Genomic DNA, 22,801 nt, shown 5'->3' with positions numbered 1-22,801 from the left:
CCGTGAAGGCGGCGACCACGCCGGCCTGTTGCAGCAACCGACGCCGTGAGTAATCCATCGTCATGCCGTAGTACCCGTATTCATTATTGGAAGTGTTGACCGGACATGAAGGCGATCAGGGCCAGGAACTGCTCTTCGGAACAGTGCATGCACAAACCCATCGGCGGCATGCCGTTGTAGCCGTTGATCGCGTGGTCCAGCAGGGTGTCGGCGCCCTGGGCAACCCGCGGGGCCCAGGCGTTCGTATCGCCGGTCAACGGTGCCCCGGCACCGGGGTTGGCGTGGCAGAGCTTGCAACTGCTGTCGTAGACCTGGGCCAGTGCCGCATCGCTGGGCATGGCCGTGAATACCGTGGGCGCGGGCGGCTTGGCCTCTTCGCCACAGGCGGCAAGCAACGCGCCGAACGACACGACGGCAGCGGTTCGAAGCAGGAAGGAAGGCGTGATTGCCGACATAAGGCCCCTCTTGCGGCGCAACGGTTGCGCCTTTCTTGTGGTGGGTCTGGCAGTTCCCACACTAAGGCACGCCACCGCGTCGGCTTGAGGTCATTGGGGGCCATAAAAGGGGGCTTGGGCGGCCAGCACTTACACAGCCCACTGTGACGAGGGATTTGGGGTCAGGGCAGTAGCAGGGCCTGCTCGCGCTCGCACAACTGCACCACGTAATCCCACAACACCCGCAGGCGTACGGACTTGTGCAGTTCGCGACGGGTGCTGATCCAATAGCTGCGGCGGATGGTTTCGTCCGGCAGCAACGGCACCAGCGCCGGGTCAGCGCTGGCCATGTAGCACGGCAACACGGCGATCCCCAGGCCCGAGCGCGCGGCCTGTTGCTGGGCGATGACGCTGGTGCTGTGGAACACCACCCGGGGGTTGCGGCAAAAGCTGTTGAGGAACATCAGTTCCTGGCTGAACAAAAGGTCATCGACATAACCGATCCAGGCGTGGCGAGCCAGGTCCTCGCGGCTGCGCAACGCCGGCGAGCGATCCAGGTAGGCCTGGCTGGCGTACAGCGCCAGGCTGTAGTCGGTGAGTTTGCGGGTCACCAGCAGGTCGGCCGCCGGGCGTTCGAGGTGGATGCTGATTTCCGCCTCACGGTTGAGGATGCTGACAAAGCGCGGCACCGCCACCAGTTCCACCTCCAGCCCCGGATAGCGCTGGAACAACCCGTCCATGCGACTGGCGAGGAACATGATGCCCAGCCCTTCGGTCACCCCCAGGCGGATCTTGCCCAGGGGTGCACTGGACTGGGTGATGTCCTCCTGGGCCAGCAATGCCACGTTTTCCATGGCCTCGGCGTGCTTGAGCAACGTCTCGCCCGCCGGGGTCAGTTCATAGCCCTGGGCATGCTGGACGAACAATGCGGTGCCCAGGCTTTTCTCGATGGCCTCGATATGCCGGGCCACCGTGGCGTGGGTGGTGTTCAGGCGCCGTGCAGCCGTCAACAAACGCCCGCTGCGTTGCAGTTCCAGGAAATAGCGCAGGTCATTCCAGTCGAACATGAAGCGATCCTTGAGCATGCCTGAAGGCATGACTGTTTATAAACGCACAGCCACTGCGCAAAAACTAACATTCTTTTGACGAAAACTAACAACTAGGATGGGTCCCACAACAACAAGAATGAGGTCGCGAATGCAACCTGTCGTCGATGAATACGATTACGTGATCGTGGGCGCCGGCCCTGCCGGGTGCTTGCTGGCCAATCGGCTCTCGGCCAACCCGCAACACCGGGTGCTGCTGCTCGAAGCCGGTGGACGCGACAACTATCCGTGGATTCACATCCCGGTCGGCTACCTGTTCTGCATCGGCAACCCGCGCACCGACTGGTGCTTCAAGACCGAAGCACAACCGGGCCTGCAAGGGCGGGCCCTGAGCTACCCGCGCGGCAAGGTCCTGGGCGGTTGTTCTTCCATCAACGGCATGATCTACATGCGCGGCCAGGCTGCGGACTACGATGGCTGGGCTGCCGAGGGCAATCCCGGCTGGGCCTGGGAAGACGTGCTGCCGCTGTTCCGCCAGAGCGAAAACCACTTTGCCGGCGCGTCCGAATTTCACGGCAGCGGCGGCGAATGGCGGGTCGAACGCCAGCGCCTGTCATGGCCGATTCTCGATGCCTTCCGCAGCGCCGCCGAGCAGAGCGGCATCCCCAACGTCGACGATTTCAACGGCGGCGACAATGAAGGCTGTGGCTACTTCCAGGTCAACCAGAAAGCCGGGGTGCGCTGGAACGCGGCCAAGGCGTTTCTCAAGCCGGTTCGCCAGCGCGCCAACCTCACGGTGTTGACCGACGTCGAGGTCGACCGCGTGTTGCTGCGTGACGACCGCGCCCACGCCGTCAGCGCTCGCTGGCAAGGCAAGGGCATGACCTTCAAGGCCCGCAAGGAAATCGTCCTGTGCGCCGGGGCCGTGGGGTCGCCGGGGATCCTGCAACGCTCCGGGATCGGCCCGCGCAGCCTGCTGCAACGCCTGGGCATCGGCGTGACCCATGAACTGCCCGGTGTCGGCGGCAACTTGCAGGACCACCTGCAACTGCGGCTGATCTACCAGTTGGAAAACGCCCGCACCCTGAACCAGATCGCCGGCACCCTGTGGGGCAAGATGGGCATGGGCCTGCGCTACCTGTACGACCGCAGCGGCCCGCTGTCCATGGCCCCGAGCCAACTCGGCGCGTTCGCCCGCTCGGGCCCGGAACAGACCTCGGCCAACCTCGAATACCACGTGCAGCCGCTGTCCCTGGAGCGCTTCGGCGAACCGCTGCACAGCTTCCCGGCGTTCACCGCGTCGGTCTGCGACCTGCGCCCGCAAAGCCGTGGCCGGGTGGACATTCGTTCGGCCGACCCGCACGAAGCGCCGCTGATCCAGCCCAACTACCTGAGCCACCCCGAGGACCTGCGGGTCGCCGCCGACGCCATCCGCCTGACCCGCCGCATCGTCGCGGCCCCGGCCCTGAGCGCGTTCAAACCGGTGGAATACCTGCCGGGCCCCAGCCTGCAAACCGAAGAGCAACTGCACCAGGCCGCCGCCCGGATCGGCACGACGATTTTCCACCCGGTGGGCACTTGCCGCATGGGCCAGGATCGCGACGCGGTGGTGGATGCGCAACTGCGCGTCCACGGCATCAAGGGCCTGCGCATCGCCGATGCCTCGATCATGCCGCGCATCACCTCGGGCAACACCTGCTCGCCGACGCTGATGGTTGCCGAGAAGGCGGCGCAGATGATGCTCAACCCCACAACGAGGAACACTGGCGTCGAAAAAACACCTGCCACGGTCTGAAGAACAACAGAACCACCTGTGGGAGCGAGCTTGCTCGCGATGACGGCGGCACATTCAACTTGTGGGTGACAGACAGGCCGCCATCGCGAGCAAGCTCGCTCCCACAAGGGACTGAGTCGATTCAAGGAAAGTGTGTCAAATCAGGAGACGCCACCCCGGCGTCGCAGTGGAACAACAAAAACAATCACTGTGAGGGATACCGCTATGTCCGAGCATGTTCAGCCCCTGGAAGCCACGCGCAGCGCCGGCACCAGCCAGGAAACCCAGAAAGTCATCTTCGCCTCGTCCCTGGGGACGGTGTTCGAGTGGTACGACTTTTTCCTCTATGGCGCCCTGGCGGCGGTGATCAGCAAGCAGTTCTTCGCCGGGGTCAACGACACCACCGCGTTCATCTTCGCCCTGATGGCCTTCGCCGCCGGTTTCATCGTGCGGCCATTCGGGGCACTGGTGTTCGGTCGGTTGGGGGACATGATCGGGCGCAAGTACACGTTCCTGGCCACCATCATCCTCATGGGCCTGGCGACGTTCTGCGTCGGCCTGCTGCCCAACTACGCCAGCATCGGCATCGCCGCGCCGATCATCCTGGTGGTGTTGCGCATGCTCCAGGGCCTGGCCCTGGGCGGTGAGTACGGCGGCGCCGCCACCTACGTCGCCGAGCATGCGCCGATGGGCAAGCGCGGTTTCCATACCAGTTGGATTCAGTCCACCGCCACGTTGGGGCTGTTGCTCTCGCTGCTGGTGGTGCTGGGCTGCCGCTACTTCACCGGCGATCAGTTCGAAGTCTGGGGCTGGCGCATTCCGTTCCTGCTGTCGATCCTGCTGCTGGGCATCTCCACCTGGATTCGCCTGAGCCTGCACGAGTCGCCGGCCTTCCTGAAAATGAAAGAAGAAGGCAAGTGCTGCAAGGCGCCGATCCGCGAATCCTTCGGCAAATGGGAAAACCTGAAGGTGGTGCTGATCGCCCTGTTCAGCATCAATGCCGGGCAAGCGGTGACCTTCTACGCCGCGCAGTTCTACGTGCTGTTTTTCCTCACCCAGTTCCTGAAGATGGACCCGGCCCTGGCCAACAGCCTGCTGATAGTCAGCGTGGTGATTGGCGCGCCGTTCTTCATCTTTTTCGGCTGGCTGTCGGACAAGGTCGGGCGCAAACCGGTGCTGATGATCGGCCTGCTGCTGGCGACGGCCCTGTACTTTCCGATCTTCAAGACGCTGGCCCACTACGCCAACCCGGCCATCGACCAGGCCAGCCGCCAGGCGCCGATCACCGTGGTCGCCGACCCGGCCACCTGTACCTTCCAGTTCGACCCGGTGGGCAAGGCGCGTTTCGACAGCCCGTGCGACAAGGTCAAGACCTTCCTGGTCAAGCAAGGCCTGCCCTACAGCAGCGTCGCGGCCCCGGCCGGCAGCGCGGTGCAGGTCAGCGTCGGTGACGTGAAACTCGAAGGTTACGACGAAGCCGCCCTGCGCGGCGCGGTGACCCTGGCCGGTTACCCGCAGCAGGCCGATGCCCAGCAGATCAACCGGCCGATGATCGTGGCCTTGATCGTCGCGCTGATCATCATCTCGGCGATGTGCTACGGACCGCTGGCGGCGTTGATGGTCGAACTGTTCCCCACCCGGATCCGCTACACCTCCATGTCCCTGCCCTACCACATCGGCAACGGCTGGTTCGGCGGCTTCCTGCCCACCGTGTCGTTTGCCCTGGTGGTCTACACCGGGGATATTTTCTACGGGCTGTGGTACCCGGTGGTGATCACCGGGGTGAGCCTGGTGGTGGGCATGATCTGCCTGCGGGAAACCCGCAACGTGGACCTGGATAAGAACTGAGAAACGGCTGTTTCAGCAACATCTGTGGCGAGGGGATTTATCCCCGCTGGGCTGCGAAGCAGTCCCGTTTTGACGGTTGCTACGCAACCGAGCGGGAGCAAGCTCCCTCGCCACAAGGTCTGGTTCCAGGCCAAGCCATCAGTGCACCTGATGGCTTTTCACCGTACTTTCCACCAGATCCAACATTTGCCCCAACGCCCAGGGCTTGGCGATGAACGACGCATGGTGCTTGATCCCGGCGCTTTCCGGCGTTTCGAAGCCGGACATGATCAGCAGCGGGATCTGCGGCCAGCGGTCTCCGGTCAGGTTGGCCAGGTCGGCACCGTCGATCTTGCCGGGCATGGTGATGTCAGTGAGCAACAGATCGACGAAGTGGGCGCTCTTTTCGAGGAACTCCAAGGCATCGTCAGCGCTTTTCTGAGGCTCCACGACAAATCCTTCTTCCTCGAGGATTTCACAGAGAAACTCCAGGATAGTCGGATCATCTTCCACCACGAGAATCAAACGCGTAGTCGCCTGGCCGTTGCCATTGGGCATCGAATTCATGAAAGTGACTCTCCTTGACCTCATAAACCTACTTTGCGGGTTTCAACCGCCTTGAAGTTATGAGCCATCCCCCTGCGAGAAATTCATTCTGCGTGCCGACAGGACGCCGAATGTCACGCCAGACACCCCTTGGCAACGCAGCGCAACGCTTTTATCTGTATATCCATACAGATAAAACTTGCCCTTGCGCGCATCCATGACCATGCTACAAGCCCATGAAATCTGCTCAGGAAAAGGGCGCTATGCAGCTGTACCTGTGTGAAAAGCCGTCCCAGGCCAAGGACATCGCCGCGGTGCTCGGTGCCACGCGCCGTGGCGATGGTTGCTGGCTGGGTCCTGGCGTCACGGTCACCTGGTGCATCGGTCATCTGCTGGAAACCGCCCCACCCGACGCCTACGACGCGCGCTACAAGCGCTGGGTCCTGGCCGACCTGCCCATCGTGCCCGCGCAATGGAAAATGACCGTCAAGCCGAAAACCGCCAGCCAGTACAAGGCGGTCAAGCGCCTGTTGGGGGAAGCGAAGGAGCTGGTGATCGCCACCGACGCCGACCGCGAAGGCGAAATGATCGCCCGGGAGCTGGTGGAGCATTGCCGGTATCGCGGACCGATCCGGCGGCTATGGCTGTCAGCCCTGGACGAAGCGTCGATCCGCAAGGCCCTGGCCGCCCTCAAGCCGGGCGTCGAAACCTTCAACCTGTATCACTCGGCCCTGGGCCGCTCCCGGGCCGACTGGCTGATCGGCATGAACATGAGTCGCCTGTTCACCTTGCTGGGGCGCCAGTCCGGCTACCAGGGCGTGTTACCGGTAGGCCGCGTGCAGACGCCGACGCTGCGACTGGTGGTGGACCGCGACCGCAGCATCGCCAACTTCGTGCCGGTCGCCTATTGGGCCATCGACGTGCAGCTCAGCCATGAAGGCACGGCGTTCACCGCCCAGTGGCGCGCCGACCCGGATGCCTGCGACGACCAGGAACGGTGCCTGAACCAGGCCCTGGCCCGAAACGCGGCCCAGGCCATGCGCAACGCCAGCACCGCCCGGACACTGAAGGTGCGTACCGAGCGCCTGCGCGAAGCGGCGCCGTTGCCCTTCGACCTGGGCACCCTGCAAGAAGTCTGCTCGAAGAAACTCGGCCTCGGTGCCCAGGAAACCCTGGACATTGCCCAGTCGCTCTACGAGACCTACAAGCTCATCACCTATCCCCGCAGCGATTGCGGTTTCCTGCCCTTGAGCCAGCACAGCGAAGCACCGGCCATCCTGGCCGCCCTCGCCCAGGCCGACCCGAGCCTCGCGCCACTGCGCGAGCATTTGCAACCGCAGCGCAAATCCCGGGCCTGGAACGACGCCAAGGTCAGTGCCCACCACGGCATCATTCCCACCGCCGCCGCCAGGAACCTCGACAAACTCGCCGGCAAGCAGCGTGCGGTCTATACGTTGATTCGTGCGCGCTACCTGGCGCAGTTCCTGCCCAACCACGAATACGACCGGACCCAGGCCGACTTCGACTGTGCCGGCCAGGCGCTGCGTGCCGTGGGCAAGCAGATCGTCGAACCCGGCTGGAAACGCGCCCTGCCCGAAGCGCTGGCGCCGGCAAAGGGCCGTGAGGCACCGGCACCGCAAACCTTGCCGGCACTGGCCGAAGGTCGCGATTGCGCGGTGGACGAGGTAAACCCCAAGGACCTATGGACCCAGCCGCCCAAGCCCTTCACCGAAGGCGACCTGATCAAGGCGATGAAGAACGTCGCCAAGCTGGTGGAAGACCCGTTGCTCAAGCAGAAGCTCAAGGACACCACCGGCATCGGCACCGAAGCGACCCGAGCCTCGATCATCCAGGGACTACTCGACCGCGGTTACCTGGTGAAGAACGGCAAGGCCCTGTCCGCCACACCGGCGGCCTTCAGCCTCATCGACGCCGTGCCCCGGGCCATCGCCGACCCGGGCACCACCGCCATCTGGGAGCAGGCCCTGGACATGGTGCAAAGCGGAGAAATGAGCCTGGAAGAGTTCGTGACCCGGCAAGCCGCCTGGATGAGCAAGCACGTCGCCCGCTGCCAGGGCATGAGCCTGACCATCAGCGGCCCGGCCAGCCCCGCCGGGCGAGGCGCGACGCCGTGGAAGAACAAGCGCAAGCCGGCCAAGCGCAAGACCGGCGGCGCACCGCGCAAGGCGAGCAAAGCCAACAAAAATCAGCCTCCCTGATTCCCCCTGTGGGAGCGAGCTTGCTCGCGATGACGGTAAATCAGCCATCAGATAATTGACTGACACACCGCCATCGCGAGCAAGCTCGCTCCCACATGGATTGTGGGTCTGACCGGAAATCCTCATGCCCAAACCATTTTGTCCGACAATATGTAGTGAACAAAAATAATCACTACAAAACCGTTGACGCCTCCGATTTGCCCTTGCATGATGCAGACGTCTCCCCGATCGGGAGTACAGGCAACTGTTTGAGCAAGCTCGTCTGACCGCCGAGCTGTTTTTTGGATAAGGGACTGCCCACAAGGCAGATTGAAGGTGCTGACCTGGCATGACCGTCCGGTAACAAGGACGAGAAACGTCGGCGAAGATCCTCATGACGCGCGTGGTCGACCCTCGAAAGTTGACAATGCCTGATGATTCTTCGCTGTTTCTCTTCGTTGTAGCGCATTTGCGTAGCAGCCCTTCGATAACACTACACAACCGATGCACGACCCCGTCGAAGTTCGACGGACGAACGCTGACGGCCTGGTTTCGGTAGCAGGCAGGCACTTACCGAGAAGCGAAGTTTTTGCGAACCACCAGACAGATCAACCAAATGGTCAAGGGGCTTACACATGAATCTGAACAATCAACCATCTATTGATGAACTGGCTCGCATGTTCGCCGCACACAAGGACACACTCGACAGCCATATCCTGTGGATCAGCAAGACTGGCCAGGTCCACATGGACTGCCTGTCGCCCTACACCCAAGAAGACGAGTTCGAAAAGAACACGCAAGAACTGTGTGCCCGGCTGAAGATGTACCGCCGTGGCCAGGGCTACGTCGGCAAGAAGGCCGCGGCTGACAAAGACTTCATGGGCCGCGTGCTGCAAACGCTGACCCAGGCCTGGCAGTCGATGCAGCACACTTCCGAGGTCCGGGTCATCGACCGCCTCTGCTGATATCCCCTAACGAAAAGGCCCGCTCCTGGATCAGGAGCGGGCCTTTTTTTATGCGGCAGGAAACTAGAACACCGACCAGCCGATCCGCTGGCTCATCAACTCCAGCGCCGCCATGCCGGCCAGGGAGTTGCCGGCGGCGTTGAGTTCCGGCGACCAGACGCATACGGTGAACCGCCCCGGCACCACGGCGACAATCCCGCCACCGACACCGCTCTTGCCCGGCAGGCCGACGCGATAAGCGAAGTTGCCGGCCTCATCGTACAGGCCGCTGGTGGCCATGATGGAATTGACCTGTTGGGTCTGCCGGGCGCTGAGGATCTGTTCGCCACTGTGTTTGCAGAACCCGTCGTTGGCCAGGAAGCAGAATGCCCGCGCCAGATCGATGCAGCTCATCCGCAAGGCACAATGGCTGAAATAACTGCGCAGCACCGCTTCCACGTCGTTATGGAAGTTGCCGAACGATTGCATCAGGTACGCCATCGCTGCGTTGCGGGCGCGGTACTGGTATTCCGACTCGGCGACCTTGCCGTCCACCATCACCTGTGGGTTACCCGACAGGCGGCGCACAAAATCGCGCATCGACAGCGCCGGCGCGGCGAAACGCGACTGGTTGATATCGCAAATCACCAACGCGCCGGCATTGATGAACGGATTGCGCGGCCGGCCACGCTCGAACTCCAGTTGTACCAGGGAATTGAAGGGCTGGCCGGATGGCTCATGGCCCAGGCGTTCCCAGATCGCTTCGCCGGAATGCCCGATGGCCTGCACCAGGCTGAACACCTTGGAAATACTCTGCACCGAAAACGCTGTTTCGGCGTCGCCGGCACAATACAACTCGCCATCATTGCCATACACGGCAATACCCAACTGGTTGGGCACCACAGTGCCCAGGGCAGGAATGTAATCGGCTACCTTGCCCTGACCGATCAGGGGGCGAACCGCATCGAGGATCTCGTTCAACAGTGCTTGCATATGCGCGGGGTCCAGTCATTCCCCGTTCGAGTGCGGGGATACAGACGCTAGACGCTGGTGGACGGGGTCAGAGCACACTGATTATCAAGCTTCAGGCACACAACCCATGCAAGCGTCTTCATCGAGCGGTCTATAGTTCAAAGGATCAATCGGCAGGAGTAGACGATGCGTCAGATCATGCAAAAAGAGCCCTGGTGGGCCTCGCCGCCCCAGCCCGGGCAGGATGAAAGCGAACTGGAATGGGGATGGCTGGTGATCTACAGCGAAGGCGAGCCGCGCTTCGAGTTCATCAAGGAACGCCCATCGGACGAGCAGATCCGCCATCGCAAGGGTTGTCGCGTCACCCTCGGCTCAGAATGAAGCGGCCCGTCACGGCTTGATGTCCGGCAATGCCACCGCTCGATTGGCCAGGTCCGCCTCCACCAGGTTGCCTTCTATTTCCTCGTCCAGGTAGTACACCGGTGCCATCACCCCGCTGAGGGGATGCTTGAGTGACTTGAACCACGCTTCGTCGAACGCAACGCTCAGGCTTTTGCGGATCTGCGCTTCCATTTCCGGCCGCTCGCCCTCGTGGATGATCGCGCGGATGCCCGCCACGCCCACCGAGATCAACGCCCCCGCCGCCTTCCCGGCCACGGCCGCCGCCGCACCGGTTGCCCCACGCGTGGCGAACTGGGCCTCGATTTTTTCGCTGGTGCGTTGCGCCACCGTGGCGATCACCGCCTCCGAGGGTCCGGCCCCTGTGGTTGCAGCCTTGTTGACGTGATCGATCAGGGCCGCATAGGCCGGCAGGGTGTTCAACGGTTCGGTGTGGACCATCTCGTACAACGAAGCGTCACGCGCCGCTGGCGGGCCGAGGCGGATGGCCGGGTGCCGTGCAGCCGTCGGTTCATCAGTTCGCTGGGGATACGATGTCGCAGGGCGATGACCTGGACCTGCTGATCGAGCTGGCGCAGGTAGTAGCCTATGGCGTTGGCCCTGATCGCCTCGGGATCGATTTCCACCGCCACCGGTTCCAGCACCTTCTCGCGATATTGTTCTTGCAGGTAAACCGCCAGGCGCCTGGCCGAGGAATCCGTCTCGCCCTCGGCACTGGCGGCGTACCAACTGACCTTCACCGCCAGCCACTCCTGGGTCCAATAGCTGCTGAACCAGGGGATGAATTCAACCTCGGTGCGCTCATAGACCAACGTGCGCCAATGCTCCATCGACCCACGGGCGTAGAGTGCCGCCTGTTCGACGGCGCTTTTCGATGCTGCGATGAGCTGCTGGTCCACCTGTCGCCAAGTGTCCTGGGAAATCGCCACCGGCGCGGCCTGTTGACCGCGCTGGGGCGTGGCGCACCCCGCCAGAACGAGCACAACGGCCAACATCAGCGAACGCAGCACGATCGCGCCACCCCGGATTCATGTCATCCACGGAATTGAGTATAGGTGGCGAGCAACGAAACCTGCGGGCTCAGGCAGGCTTATCTGGCGTTTGCAGTTACTACGGCGTGGTGGTTTATCGGCGCTTCCATCAAAGCCGGATGAACTGCTCGAACTGCCAGTCAAACGCCGCTTGGTCCCGGGAAGTTTCGTAGAGAGCAGTGCTCGGCTGCCAGTCGGTACGTTTGCCCACCAGGCTGCCAAGGTAGGGCCTGGCCACTTCCAGTACGCGCTCGTAGTCCATCTGCTCCGGCTCGACGATGCCACGATCCGGATGCTCCACCGCCCATACGATTCCCGCCAACACGCCCGCGGCCACCTGCAAGCTGGTGGCGTTGTTGAAAGGCAATCGCGCGCGCGCCTCATCGATACTCAACACCGAGCCGAACCAGTAGGCATTCAGTTCGTGCCCCATCAGCAGGACACCCAGCGCATCGATGCCGCCGCTGTCGATTTCACCGTTGAGGATGCGTTGCCGAGGCTGGCTCTGCCAGCCGCGACCGATCAACTCGTGCATCGATAACAAGGCATCGTTGCACGGGCGGTAGGCGTAATACAGGGTCGGCCTGTAGATCAATTGGCGTTGATCTTTCACGGTCAGCAGGTCGGCGGTCGACGCCGTTTCGTGATGCGTGATCATCAGGCCCAGGCAGGGCCCGGCCAACGGCGTCCAGGTCTTGACCCGTATACTGGCGCTCGGCCGTTCCAGGTAAATGGCGTTGCGGCTCCCGAAGCGATGGCGCCTGGCAGACGACGGCCAACTGCGCTCGTGGGTGCCCCAGCCCAACTCCGCCGGCTGGCAACCCTCACTGATGAATCCTTCCACTGACCATGTGTTCACGAACTCATCGTCCTGCTTTATTTGCTTGGAGCGCTGGGTGTCACGCTCGGCAAAATGAATCACCTTGATACCCGTCTCCCTGCACAACCGGGCCCAGTCCACGCCCTCGCTATTGTGTGGCAGCGGATGATTCAGCTGCACCGCCAGTTCCACCAGGCCGGCTTTGAGCAAATGGGTGATCAGACCGGGATTGGCTCCATGGGCCACCACCGCCGTCGGCCCTCTGCCCAGTTTTTTTTGCAAAGCCAGGACCTGATAGCGCAAGGCGTAGTTGGTGCGACGCGACAGGCTCAATTGCGGATCGTCGTAGCCGCCCACCCAAGGCTCGACGCAGGTATCGAGGTACAGCGCGCCCTTGTTGAAGGCATAGGCCATCAGCGCCAACGAACTGACCTCCACCGACAGGTTGACGATGAAGTCGCCGCGCCTGACGAAGCGATCCAGGACTTGCACGAAGGTTGGTTCAGTCAGCGCCTTGGGAACGAAGCTGATCCCTCGCTCCTTGAACCAGATGTGCTTCTCGATAACGGGCGCGATGACCGTGATGTGCTGGACAGGGACATGATCCTGCCCCAATAGCAACGGCAAAGTGGCCCGGGTGATTGAACCAAACCCGATGAAGATCAGATGGCCGGTGAACGGGACCTGATGTTCCATGAGCTGCCTCCGGGGCAGAACGAAAACAATGGAGCCATGAGATACCGGCATCGGGGCTTTGGCTACTGTCAGAGTCGACAGGCGCTTGGCGCAGGCATTGTCGATCCTGCGCCAGCCCCCCCATAGCTCGTCAAGAGTCCATCGTCGCGGCCTGGTTACCGCCCTGCTCAGCGATCTTGGAAAGTTTCTCGTCGGTGGCTTTTTCTTCCTTGAGCGTTGCCAGCAACAACCCGACCACTTCATCGCCCAGGTTCAAGTGCTTGGCCATGGCGATCAGAGTCCCGTAACTGGCGATCTCGTAATGCTCGACTTTTTGCGCCGCACCGATCAACCCGGCATCGAGCACCGCCCCCTTCTCGATTTCCTCGAGCAATTCCTTGGACTCTTCCACCAAACCTTCCATGGCCACGCATTTCATGCGCTTGAGCTTGATGCCGGCCACGTCGATGAGGGTGTCGATACGCTCGATCTGACCCTGGGTTTCTTCAAGGTGATCGTTGAAGGCTTGCGCCAGCAAAGGGTTGGTCGCGGCCCTGGCCATGCGGGGCAATGCGCGGGTGATCTGCTTCTCGGCGCTGTAGATATCGGACAGTTCGTGAATGAACAGGTCGGTCACTGTTTTCCTGGCCATTTCAATCATCCTCCGGTCAAGAAAAGGCACCGCACTGGGCGGGCCTCAAAGGGTAGATGAGGTGAAGCCGGCCTACGCCGCTCACCTGTCATCAACACTGACCCGAAGAAAATTTCAGATGTTCAAGAAATTTTTCGAAGCGTGGACGGAGGGTTTCGAAACAGTCGAGCGGCGTTCAACCGAGCGCCGTGTCGAGAAACATCATCACCGCAAACCCCATCATCAGGCCCAGCGTCGCCGGCGTTTCATGGCCGTTGCGGTGGGTCTCGGGAATCACTTCGTGGGACACCACGAAAATCATCGCGCCCGCCGCCAACCCGAGGCTGATGGGGTAGGCGACGGCGACACCCGAGGACATACCCAGGCCAATCACCGACCCCAACGGTTCCATCAGCCCGGAGCCCACCGCAATCAGCGCAGCACGCAAGGTGCTGATGCCCGTCACTCGCAGCGCCATGGCGATAGCCAGGCCTTCGGGGATGTCCTGGATGGCGATGGCAGTGGTCAGGGGCAAGCCGACCTTGAAGTCGCCGTCGGCAAAACTGACGCCGATGGCCATGCCTTCCGGCAGGTTGTGCAAGGTGATGGCGAGCACGAACAGCCACACACGGTTAATGCGCTCGACTTCAGGACCGCGCCGCCCACTCAACTCGTGTTCGTGGGGCACGAAACGGTCGAGGCCGATCATCAGGACCACACCCAATCCCAGGCCGACCACGACGACAAACGCGGCCAGCAACTGATTGCCACAAATCACCTGCGCGGCTTCGATGCCCGGCAGGATCAGTGAGAAAGAGCTGGCGGCGAGCATCATCCCGGCGGCGAAACCCAGCATGATGTCCTGGGTGCGTGACGAGATATCCCGCAGCACCACCGCCATCAATGCGCCCAAGGCCGTGGCGGCGAAACCGGACGTGCCGCCCAGGACCGCGTAGCCCAGATTGTGCCGATCAGCACCGACCAAGGCGTTGTAGCCGCTGTAGAGTAACAACGCGGTTATCACGGCCAGCCCGAGCCAGAAACTCACCCCGAGCAGCAGGTTGTTTTGCACAGGACCCAGCCAGGTACGCCATGGGGATCGGATCCGGGAAGTGGGCTGGTCCATCGAATGTCCTTAATGCTCTGCGGGCATGGCTAGTCTGAGGGTTGCATGACGGGAACGCTCAGACGAATAAGGTTCAGGCGAGGGAGTCTCCCCCCTCGCTGTTGTTTACAGTTTGTCACCTTGCATCCCTGAACCCAAGTCGGCACCCGTGACGGGGTTGCTTTCCGGGTTGGACATCGTCCGTGCCTTCATGTCCATCAGCAGCGCTTCGTCTTTTTCACTGAGCTGGACGCTGGCCAGGCCATCGCCGCCATCCACCGCTGGCGCTGGATTTTCGACGAACTCCCAATCGTCGCCCTGATTCCATGGGCCGCGCACGGTAGGTTCGCCCTGGGACATATTGAAGTAAACGTTGGTGAACTCCGGCATGCCCGGCAATTTGCCTTGGGGGAAATTGGGCTGGATCGAGTGCAGGGCTTTTTCGAACGACAGCTGGTGGGCGATTTCGCGGGTCATCAAAAAGCCCAGCGCTTCCTTCACACCGGGATCGTCAGTGACATTCATCAAGCGCTCATAGACGATTTTCGCCCGCGCCTCGGCCGCGATATTGGAACGCATGTCCGCTGTCGGCTCGCCAATCGTATCCACATAGGCGGCGGTCCAGGGCACACCGGCGGAGTTGGTCAATGGCGAGCCGGCGCCATACAGGAGGCTGGTGATGTGGGAATCATTGCCGGCACCGTTGATGTCCCGGTACAACTGGCCCTCCTTTTCCACGCCCTCGGCCATCTTGCCCTTGGCACCTTTGTTCAGCATCACGATGATCGAACCGATGACTTCCAGATGGCTGAGTTCCTCGGTGGCGATGTCCATCAGCAGATCCTTACGGCCTGGATCGTCCTCGGACAAGGCCTGGGTGAAGTAGCGCGACGCCGCCGCCAGCTCCCCCTGGGCACCACCGAACTGTTCAAGCAGCAAGTTGGCAAGGCCGGGATTGGGTTCGGCGACGCGCACGGTGTATTGCAGTCTTTTATTATGTAAAAACATGATCAAAGCCCTCGATCAGACATAAACCATGGAGACACTGCCAGCAATAACAGGGCCCACAAGGCATCAGAAAAAGTTAAGGGAACGTGATTTGTTTTTTATTCGATAAATGAGACGAACGGTAATGACAAAGACAATACCGAACATCTCATCTCGAATAAAAAGGAAAAGATTGTAAAGCCAGGCGAAACTTTATATCCGCATTCAATTATTGCCGCCCATGGGGCCCCATGCCATGGGCACGGGGCCTGCCTGGTCAGCGGGCATTACGAGTCACGACCGCCGCCACGGCTATTTTCGCCGCCCTTCCTACCGGCTTCGGAAGCCTTTTCCCGGTCATTGGCAAAATTGCCGCCCGAAGCCTGGCCACCTTTGCGGCCCGCTTCCGAGGCGCGCTCAGGATCGTTGGCGAAATTACCACCCGATGCCTGCCCGCCTTTGCGGCCGGCCTCTGCAGCGCGTCCAGGGTCGTTGGCAAAGTTGCCGCCCGATGCCTGTCCGCCCTTACGCCCAGCCTCGGATGCGCGCCCAGGGTCGTTGGCAAAATTGCCGCCGGACGCTTGTCCGCCTTTTTTCCCGGCTTCCGATGCCTTCTCACGATCGTTAGCGAAATTGCCAGGATTGTTATTTCCTGTATTAGCCATTTCATTCACCTCGTTAGTTAGTGTTTAACGAGCCTCGCTGGCCCGTATTTACTATGAGAATTGGACTTCGCCAAGGTTTGAAAGAAATTCAGCGAGCGGCGACGAACGGTCAGAACCAGACAATTCAAATCCATTCAACGCCTGAACATTACAACTCGCTATCAATTAAGCGGCGAGCCATAAATTATCTTAAACACCTTAGCAATTACTTATTACATTCAATTGAAAGCAGTGCGTGTCTTTCCACGCTGTCCGCCAAAGGTCGGGCGGCGCCGGCACCCCATTGCACCGGTCTCGTCACCCTGGCCTCGCGCCGTTCCAGGAAGCCAAAACTCGCGGGCTGCCGGTGTTTTCCTGCACCACCGCACTGACCGGCTTGCGGCGTCCGGATGCCCTGTCGCCGGCACCCGGATAAGAGATCGATCAAGGTGAAATCGGATCACTGGCCGGAAACGTTTCCTCCAGCGCATCATCCAGCTGCTTACTGGTGACGTCCCGCTCACCCACCTTGCCACTGCGTTCGCAATGGCAGTCTGGCGCCGGACACGGCTCCCCATTGGGGTGTTGTTCGGCACAGGCTTGGCTGCAGTAAGCTTCGCCGTCGTGATTGAAAACCCGTTGCGGATCTACCTCACACTGACAATCGGGGCAACCGCACTTTAATTCGCTCATGCTCTTTCTCCCGAATAAGGGGTCGAAGGCGCCGTCAGGCAGAGCCGACCATCAGCTGAACCTCCAGGTTCGCCGCCGCAACGCCGTGGTTGGCCACATACACATCGGCAGTCCAGCCTTTGGTCAGGTTGTGATAGGACTGCGTGCCCAAGGCCGTGCCGCTGTTCCACTCGAGGATGTCGCCAATATCGATGTCGTTGGCCGAACCCAGCTCGAGCACGGTATGGCCGTCCTCCTGCGCCACATACACCCCCACCATTGCGCTCTGTCGATTGATGGCCCGTACTTCACCCGTGGTCTGCTTCATACGTTTCCTCTTCTCGGCAGCTTCAAGGAGCGACCGGCACGCTAGCCTGTCGCTCTTCCATACCTGGCCGTACTCAGCGCTTGGCTTCGGTGTGCGGATTGGCCGAACGCTCCAGAAACGCCTGGGTGATTTCCGGCAAGTGATCGCGCAACCACTCGGCCATGGCGATTTCCTGGGGCAGGATCTGTTCGCACGCCCGTTGCGTTTCCACATCCCCGGCGACTTTCGCCGCCTCGATCAATACGGTGTACGAGGCGATTTCAAGGTTCTCGAACACATAGCCACTCATGGCCCCCTTGACCACTTCATCGCTCATCGTCATGCCGCCCACCGCCTGACCAAAGGCCATGAGCTTGCCGGCCAGGTCCTTGAGCGTCGACGTACTGCCGCCCAGCCGCTGGATGCATTGTTCGACCAATTTTTGTTGTCCGAGGGTTTCCTGCAAATGCTCCTCGATGCGGGCCTTGAGCACCGGATAATGTTCCAGGCGTTCGGCCTGGGCCTTGAGCATTTTTTCCGCTTGCTGCTCCATGGCATGGGCATCGTTGAGCCAGTCCAGCAGGTTCTCTTTAGGCGTTGCCATTTCCTTCTCCTTAGCCGTGGTCGCTACTGCAACGCAGCGCGACGGTTCTGAAGTACCGCACATAAAAGTGGATAGCGCAGCACTGGGGAAAGTTTGAACAAACCAACCCCCAGGGCGACGAAAGGCGTCGACTCGATCCAAGTGCTAACCTCAACGGCTCAAGGCCAGCGCAGACACCTCCCATGCCCGAAGATCTTCACCAGGCACCCATCGATCAGTTACTGGCGTACACCGCCGGGCGGCGCTTCCTGGTGCTCACCGGCGCCGGCATCAGTACCCCGTCGGGCATCCCCGATTACCGCGACAGCGACGGGGTCCGTCGGGGTCGACAACCGATGATGTACCAGGAGTTCCTCGCCCAGCCCGAGGCACGACGGCGCTATTGGGCAAGGGCGATGCTGGGCTGGCCCCGGGTCAGGCAGGCCAGGCCGAACGTGGCTCACGAAGCCTTGGCCGAGTTGCAGGCGCAGCAACGCATCACCGGCCTGATTACCCAGAATGTCGACACCCTGCATGACCAGGCCGGCAGCCAGGACGTCATCGAACTGCACGGCAGCCTGCATCGCGTGCGGTGCCCGGATTGCGGCCAGCTCAGCGAGCGACAGCAGATTCAACGGTTGATGGAAGCCGAAAACCCTTACCTGGCGGGCGTCGATGCGGTGCAGGCCCCCGATGGCGACACCCTGCTCGACCCCGCGTTCGAGGCGCGCTTCCAAGTGCCCCATTGCCCCCATTGCGGCGGCGAGCGGTTGAAACCCGACGTGGTGTTTTTCGGCGAGAACGTCGCCCCCCTCACCGCGACCCGCGCCATGCAAGCCGTCGAGCAAGCGGACGGCCTACTGGTGGTGGGTTCGTCGCTGATGGCGTATTCGGCGTTTCGCCTGTGCCGGGCCATCAAGGACCAGGGCAAGCCGCTGCTGGCAATCAACCGCGGCAAGACCCGGGCCGATGAGTTGCTGGACCTCAAGCTCGAAGAGCCGTGTGAACAACTACTGCCATTGCTGGCACAACACCTGCTCTAACCACACCACCCACCCCCTGTGGGAGCGAGCTTGCTCGCGATGGCGTCGGATCAGCCAGCAGCGATATTGACTGACACACCGCTATCGCGAGCAAGCTCGCTCCCACAGGGTCATTGCTCACACAGGGTCAGTGTCGGCCTGCGGTCAACGTGCCCAACTCCTGATCCCTGAGCGTATCGAACAACGCCTGCGCCGCCGCCGACAATTCATGCCCCGGTTTGGTCAGCACGCCGATGGCTCGCTCGATCACCGGATCGCTCAAGGTGATGCAGCGGGCCCCCAGCTCATGCATCTGCCCGACACACAGCGCCGGCACGGCACTGACCCCCAGCCCACTGGCGACCATCCGTCCGACGGTCGCCAACTGGTGGCTCTCGAACTCCACCGGCAGTTTCATGCCCCGGGCCCGCAGATGCTCTTCCAGCATCACCCGTACGGTGGAGGGTCGTTGCAGCGTGATGAACGGCTGCTCCAGCAGGGTTTGCCAGTGGATTTCGTCGCGCTGGGCAAAGGCTGAATCCAACGGCACCACCGCGACGAAGCGATCGAGGTACAAGGGCGTGAACGCCAGGGACGAACCCTGCATCGGCTCGAACGCCACGCCCAGTTCGACATGACGATCACGGACCATTTCCAGCACTTGTTCATTGATCACATCGTTGACCGTGACGTTGACATTCGGATAGCGGGCGCGGAAGGTCTTGAGGATCGGCGGCAGCAGGTTGCCGGCGAACGAAGGCATCGCCGCCAGCGTCACGCGACCGCGCTGCAAGGTGAAGCGCTGGCGCATTTCGTCCTCGGCGTTGTCCCAGTCGGCCACCAGCCGGCGGGCCAGTGGCAGCAAGGATTCACCTTCGGGGGTCAACGCCACGTTACGGGTATTACGGCTGAACAAACGACCGCCGAGGCCTTCTTCCAGGGCCTTGATAGTCAGGCTCAAGGCCGATTGGGACAGGTGCAGCCGCTCGCAGGCCACGGCGAAGCTCAGGCTCTGGGCCACCGCGAGGAAGGCACGGATTTGCTTGAGGGTCATGGGATGTTCGTGTCCGGTTGGGTAGGAGCTGCCGAAGGCTGCGATCTTTTGATCTTTTGCTTGGGATTCAAGTGTTTTTGGAAAGATCGCAGCCTCGTTGCACTCGACAGCTCCTACAGAGGGAGGCAATTGTTGAGTTTTATCAATCAATCCAATCTAAAAATCAACTTAACAAATATATGACTTGGCGCAACACTGCATCTCATTGCGACCCCATCAAGAATAAAAGAGGTGTCTATGGCAGGTTTCGACAAACGCGTGAGCTCTTATGAACAAGCGCTGGAAGGCTTGAAGGACGGCATGACCGTCATCGCCGGCGGCTTCGGCCTGTGCGGTATTCCGGAAAACCTGATCGCCGAGATCAAGCGCAAGGGCATCCGCGACCTCACCGTGGTGTCCAACAACTGCGGCGTCGACGGTTTCGGCCTCGGCGTGCTGTTGGAAGACCGGCAGATCCGCAAGGTGATCGCCTCCTACGTGGGCGAGAACGCCCTGTTCGAGCAGCAACTGCTGAGCGGCGAAATCGAAGTCGTGCTCACCCCCCAAGGCACTCTCGCCGAAAAAATGCGCGCCGGCGGCGCCGGCATCCCAGCATTCTTCACCGCCACGGGCGTCGGCACGCCGGTGGCCGAAGGCAAGGAAGTGCGTGAATTCCATGGCCGCCAATACCTGATGGAAGAGTCCATCACCGGCGACTTCGCCATCGTCAAAGGCTGGAAGGCCGACCATTTCGGCAACGTCATCTATCGCCACACCGCCCAGAACTTCAACCCGCTGGCCGCCACGGCGGGCAAGATCACCGTGGTGGAAGTCGAAGAAATCGTCGAACCCGGCGAGCTGGACCCGACCCAGATCCACACCCCTGGCATCTACGTCGACCGGGTCATTTGCGGCACGTTCGAAAAACGCATCGAACAGCGCACCGTGCGTAAGTGATCCCCTGCCCCCGGCCCGAATGAAGGAATAAGAACATGGCACTTTCCCGCGAACAAATGGCTCAACGCGTCGCCCGCGAAATGCAGGACGGCTACTACGTGAACCTGGGCATCGGTATCCCGACCCTGGTCGCCAACTACATTCCCGAAGGCATGGAAGTCATGCTGCAATCGGAAAACGGCCTGCTCGGCATGGGCGCGTTTCCCACCGAAGCCGAAGTCGATGCCGACATGATCAACGCCGGCAAACAGACGGTCACCGCGCGCATCGGCGCCTCGATCTTCTCTTCCGCCGAATCGTTTGCCATGATCCGTGGCGGCCACATCGACCTGACCGTGCTCGGCGCATTCGAGGTGGATGTCGAAGGCAACATTGCCTCGTGGATGATCCCCGGCAAGTTGGTCAAGGGCATGGGCGGTGCGATGGACCTGGTGGCCGGTGCCGAGAACATCATCGTCACCATGACCCATGCGTCCAAGGACGGTGAGTCGAAACTGCTGCCGCGCTGCAGCTTGCCGCTGACCGGCGCCGGTTGCATCAAGCGCGTTCTGACCGACCTGGCCTACCTGGAAATCCAGGACGGCGCCTTCATCCTTAAAGAACGCGCCCCAGGCGTCAGCGTCGAGGAAATCGTCGCCAAGACCGCCGGCAAGTTGATCGTGCCGGACCATGTGCCTGAAATGCAGTTCGCTGCCCAGTGAGGAGAGATTCGATGCAAGAAGTCGTGATTGTCGCCGCTACCCGTACCGCCATCGGCAGCTTCCAGGGTTCGCTGGCTGCCATTCCCGCGCCGGAACTCGGTGCCGCGGTGATTCGTCGCCTGCTGGAGCAGACCGGTTTGTCCGGCGAACAGGTCGATGAAGTGATTCTCGGCCAGGTACTGACCGCAGGCTCCGGGCAAAACCCGGCGCGCCAGGCGTCGATCCTCGCCGGCCTGCCCCATGCGGTGCCGGCGCTGACCCTGAACAAGGTCTGCGGTTCGGGCCTCAAGGCGTTGCACCTGGGCGCCCAGGCGATCCGCTGTGGCGACGCCGAGGTCATCATCGCCGGCGGCATGGAAAACATGAGCCTGGCGCCCTACGTCCTGCCGGCCGCCCGCACCGGCCTGCGCATGGGCCACGCGAAGATGATCGACAGCATGATCACCGACGGCCTGTGGGATGCCTTCAACGATTACCACATGGGCATCACCGCCGAGAACCTGGTGGACAAGTACGGCATCAGCCGCGAGGAGCAGGACGCCTTCGCCGCCGCTTCCCAGCAGAAGGCCGTCGCCGCCATCGAGGGCGGTCGGTTTGCCGATGAGATCACGCCGATCCTGATTCCCCAGCGCAAAGGCGATCCCGTGGCGTTCGCCACCGATGAACAACCGCGCGCCGGTACCACTGCCGAATCCCTGGGCAAGCTCAAGCCTGCCTTCAAGAAGGACGGCAGCGTCACCGCGGGTAACGCGTCCTCGCTCAACGATGGTGCCGCCGCCGTGATCCTGATGAGCGCGGAAAAAGCCAAGGCCCTGGGCCTGCCGGTGCTGGCGAAAATCAGTGCCTACGCCAATGCCGGCGTCGACCCGGCCATCATGGGCATTGGCCCGGTCTCGGCCACCCGTCGCTGCCTGGACAAGGCCGGCTGGTCGCTGGAGCAGTTGGACCTGATAGAAGCCAACGAAGCCTTCGCCGCCCAGTCGCTGGCCGTGGCCCGGGAACTGAAATGGGACATGGACAAGGTCAACGTCAATGGCGGCGCCATCGCCCTGGGCCACCCCATCGGCGCGTCGGGTTGCCGGGTCCTGGTGTCGCTGTTGCATGAAATGATCAAGCGCGACGCCAAGAAAGGCCTCGCGACCCTGTGCATCGGCGGCGGCCAAGGCGTAGCCCTGGCGCTGGAACGGGCATAACCGACACGGGTTCAACGGTGGCGGCACGGACCCACGACTATCCGTGCAGCCACTGGCACCACCACCGGCGCGACCTCGGTTGCGCCGTTTTTTTTGCCTGTTGGTTTATGTGGATGGCTTGCCGGCCTCATCGCGAGCAAGCTCGGCTCCCACAGGGGAACTGTGGTGTATGCAGCATTCATGGACACCGCCAAATCCTGTGGGAGCAGCGCCCACAATGGATTTTGGGTGTACGCAATATCTGGGGCCACCACCAAACCCTGTGGGAGCGAGCTTGCTCGCGATGGCGGCGGGTCGGTC

Annotated in this window: 24 protein-coding genes; 9 read left to right on the top strand and 15 right to left on the bottom strand. The window is 61.7% G+C overall.

The window, feature by feature from the left end; translation table 11 throughout:
- Window positions 1-83: 83 nt before the first annotated feature.
- Together BLU85_RS04905 and BLU85_RS04900 are read right to left on the bottom strand one after the other, a co-directional pair.
- Window positions 84-455, bottom strand: coding sequence for a c-type cytochrome (locus BLU85_RS04905; protein WP_092203713.1), 372 nt, complete (start codon window positions 453-455; stop codon window positions 84-86).
- Window positions 456-616: 161 nt separating this feature from the next.
- Window positions 617-1,501, bottom strand: coding sequence for a LysR family transcriptional regulator (locus BLU85_RS04900; protein ID WP_092203716.1), 885 nt, complete (start codon window positions 1,499-1,501; stop codon window positions 617-619).
- Window positions 1,502-1,631: 130 nt separating this feature from the next.
- On the opposite strand from BLU85_RS04900, the gene BLU85_RS04895 reads away from it, so the two are divergent.
- Together BLU85_RS04895 and BLU85_RS04890 are read left to right on the top strand one after the other, a co-directional pair.
- Window positions 1,632-3,275 carry a GMC family oxidoreductase gene (locus tag BLU85_RS04895; protein WP_092203718.1) on the top strand — a complete coding sequence of 548 codons (1,644 nt, stop codon included), beginning with the start codon at window positions 1,632-1,634 and terminating at the stop codon, window positions 3,273-3,275.
- 204 nt (window positions 3,276-3,479) lie between these two features.
- Complete coding sequence (locus tag BLU85_RS04890) at window positions 3,480-5,102, top strand: MFS transporter (protein ID WP_092203720.1); 1,623 nt, start codon at window positions 3,480-3,482, stop codon at window positions 5,100-5,102.
- Between the two features lie 138 nt (window positions 5,103-5,240).
- Here BLU85_RS04890 and BLU85_RS04885 read toward each other — a convergent pair whose 3' ends face one another.
- The gene (locus tag BLU85_RS04885; RefSeq protein ID WP_092203722.1) at window positions 5,241-5,648 is read right to left on the bottom strand and encodes a response regulator; all 408 of its coding nucleotides are present in this window, start codon (window positions 5,646-5,648) and stop codon (window positions 5,241-5,243) included.
- A gap of 242 nt (window positions 5,649-5,890) precedes the next feature.
- Here BLU85_RS04885 and BLU85_RS04880 point away from each other — a divergent pair, with 242 nt between their 5' ends.
- The gene (locus tag BLU85_RS04880; protein WP_092203724.1) at window positions 5,891-7,846 is read left to right on the top strand and encodes a DNA topoisomerase III; all 1,956 of its coding nucleotides are present in this window, start codon (window positions 5,891-5,893) and stop codon (window positions 7,844-7,846) included.
- A gap of 614 nt (window positions 7,847-8,460) precedes the next feature.
- Window positions 8,461-8,790, top strand: a complete 330-nt coding sequence (locus BLU85_RS04875) for a hypothetical protein (RefSeq protein ID WP_092203726.1) — start codon at window positions 8,461-8,463, stop codon at window positions 8,788-8,790.
- A gap of 63 nt (window positions 8,791-8,853) precedes the next feature.
- Here the strand turns inward: BLU85_RS04875 and glsB are convergent, their stop codons facing one another.
- Window positions 8,854-9,762 carry a glutaminase B gene (gene glsB, locus BLU85_RS04870; RefSeq protein ID WP_092203728.1) on the bottom strand — a complete coding sequence of 303 codons (909 nt, stop codon included), beginning with the start codon at window positions 9,760-9,762 and terminating at the stop codon, window positions 8,854-8,856.
- A 165-nt stretch (window positions 9,763-9,927) separates the two neighbouring features.
- Between glsB and BLU85_RS04865 the strand changes: the two genes are divergently transcribed.
- Window positions 9,928-10,122: a hypothetical protein gene (locus tag BLU85_RS04865; RefSeq protein ID WP_053123348.1), complete on the top strand. Its 195-nt coding sequence runs from the start codon at window positions 9,928-9,930 to the stop codon at window positions 10,120-10,122.
- A 9-nt stretch (window positions 10,123-10,131) separates the two neighbouring features.
- Here BLU85_RS04865 and BLU85_RS31295 read toward each other — a convergent pair whose 3' ends face one another.
- From BLU85_RS31295 to BLU85_RS04820, 10 genes are all read right to left on the bottom strand, one after another.
- Entirely contained in the window at window positions 10,132-10,590 is a 459-nt protein-coding gene (locus BLU85_RS31295; RefSeq protein ID WP_256572881.1) for a hypothetical protein, read from the bottom strand.
- On the bottom strand, window positions 10,560-11,150 hold the full coding sequence (locus tag BLU85_RS31290; RefSeq protein ID WP_256572882.1) for a hypothetical protein: 591 nt from the start codon (window positions 11,148-11,150) through the stop codon (window positions 10,560-10,562). Before BLU85_RS31290 ends, BLU85_RS31295 begins: the two co-directional genes overlap by 31 nt.
- A 130-nt stretch (window positions 11,151-11,280) precedes the next feature.
- Window positions 11,281-12,687 (bottom strand): saccharopine dehydrogenase C-terminal domain-containing protein, encoded by a 1,407-nt coding sequence (locus BLU85_RS04855; RefSeq protein WP_092203730.1) that lies wholly within the window; start codon window positions 12,685-12,687, stop codon window positions 11,281-11,283.
- Between the two features lie 130 nt (window positions 12,688-12,817).
- Entirely contained in the window at window positions 12,818-13,318 is a 501-nt protein-coding gene (locus tag BLU85_RS04850; protein WP_092203827.1) for a YciE/YciF ferroxidase family protein, read from the bottom strand.
- 175 nt (window positions 13,319-13,493) lie between these two features.
- Window positions 13,494-14,423: a ZIP family metal transporter gene (locus BLU85_RS04845; protein ID WP_092203732.1), complete on the bottom strand. Its 930-nt coding sequence runs from the start codon at window positions 14,421-14,423 to the stop codon at window positions 13,494-13,496.
- A 105-nt stretch (window positions 14,424-14,528) separates the two neighbouring features.
- The gene (locus BLU85_RS04840) at window positions 14,529-15,410 is read right to left on the bottom strand and encodes a manganese catalase family protein (RefSeq protein ID WP_092203734.1); all 882 of its coding nucleotides are present in this window, start codon (window positions 15,408-15,410) and stop codon (window positions 14,529-14,531) included.
- Between the two features lie 266 nt (window positions 15,411-15,676).
- Entirely contained in the window at window positions 15,677-16,054 is a 378-nt protein-coding gene (locus BLU85_RS04835; RefSeq protein ID WP_092203736.1) for a con-10 family general stress protein, read from the bottom strand.
- 423 nt (window positions 16,055-16,477) lie between these two features.
- A complete protein-coding gene (locus BLU85_RS04830) occupies window positions 16,478-16,726 on the bottom strand; it encodes a metallothionein (protein WP_092203738.1) in 249 nt (82 codons plus the stop codon).
- 34 nt (window positions 16,727-16,760) lie between these two features.
- Window positions 16,761-17,033: a hypothetical protein gene (locus tag BLU85_RS04825; protein WP_092203740.1), complete on the bottom strand. Its 273-nt coding sequence runs from the start codon at window positions 17,031-17,033 to the stop codon at window positions 16,761-16,763.
- Between the two features lie 73 nt (window positions 17,034-17,106).
- A complete protein-coding gene (locus BLU85_RS04820) occupies window positions 17,107-17,616 on the bottom strand; it encodes a ferritin-like domain-containing protein (protein ID WP_092145531.1) in 510 nt (169 codons plus the stop codon).
- A 182-nt stretch (window positions 17,617-17,798) separates the two neighbouring features.
- On the opposite strand from BLU85_RS04820, the gene BLU85_RS04815 reads away from it, so the two are divergent.
- Window positions 17,799-18,638, top strand: a complete 840-nt coding sequence (locus BLU85_RS04815) for an NAD-dependent protein deacetylase (RefSeq protein WP_092203742.1) — start codon at window positions 17,799-17,801, stop codon at window positions 18,636-18,638.
- Between the two features lie 127 nt (window positions 18,639-18,765).
- On the opposite strand, the gene BLU85_RS04810 is transcribed toward BLU85_RS04815, so the two are convergent.
- On the bottom strand, window positions 18,766-19,671 hold the full coding sequence (locus BLU85_RS04810) for a LysR family transcriptional regulator (RefSeq protein WP_092203744.1): 906 nt from the start codon (window positions 19,669-19,671) through the stop codon (window positions 18,766-18,768).
- A 237-nt stretch (window positions 19,672-19,908) separates the two neighbouring features.
- Between BLU85_RS04810 and BLU85_RS04805 the strand changes: the two genes are divergently transcribed.
- Genes BLU85_RS04805 through BLU85_RS04795 form a run of 3 tightly spaced genes read left to right on the top strand, consistent with a single transcriptional unit; the run spans window position 19,909 to window position 22,501 of the window.
- Window positions 19,909-20,607, top strand: coding sequence for a CoA transferase subunit A (locus BLU85_RS04805; RefSeq protein WP_060741476.1), 699 nt, complete (start codon window positions 19,909-19,911; stop codon window positions 20,605-20,607).
- Between the two features lie 35 nt (window positions 20,608-20,642).
- Window positions 20,643-21,308: a CoA transferase subunit B gene (locus BLU85_RS04800; protein WP_003180355.1), complete on the top strand. Its 666-nt coding sequence runs from the start codon at window positions 20,643-20,645 to the stop codon at window positions 21,306-21,308.
- Window positions 21,309-21,319: 11 nt separating this feature from the next.
- Window positions 21,320-22,501, top strand: coding sequence for an acetyl-CoA C-acetyltransferase (locus BLU85_RS04795; RefSeq protein WP_060741475.1), 1,182 nt, complete (start codon window positions 21,320-21,322; stop codon window positions 22,499-22,501).
- The last annotated feature ends 300 nt before the right edge of the window (window positions 22,502-22,801 follow it).

The organism is Pseudomonas sp. NFACC14, assembly GCF_900106885.1.
Classification (GTDB): Bacteria; Pseudomonadota; Gammaproteobacteria; order Pseudomonadales; family Pseudomonadaceae; genus Aquipseudomonas; species Aquipseudomonas fluorescens_AA.
Note: the sequence above shows the minus strand (reverse complement) of the source record. Positions and strands in the feature narration are given on the sequence as shown.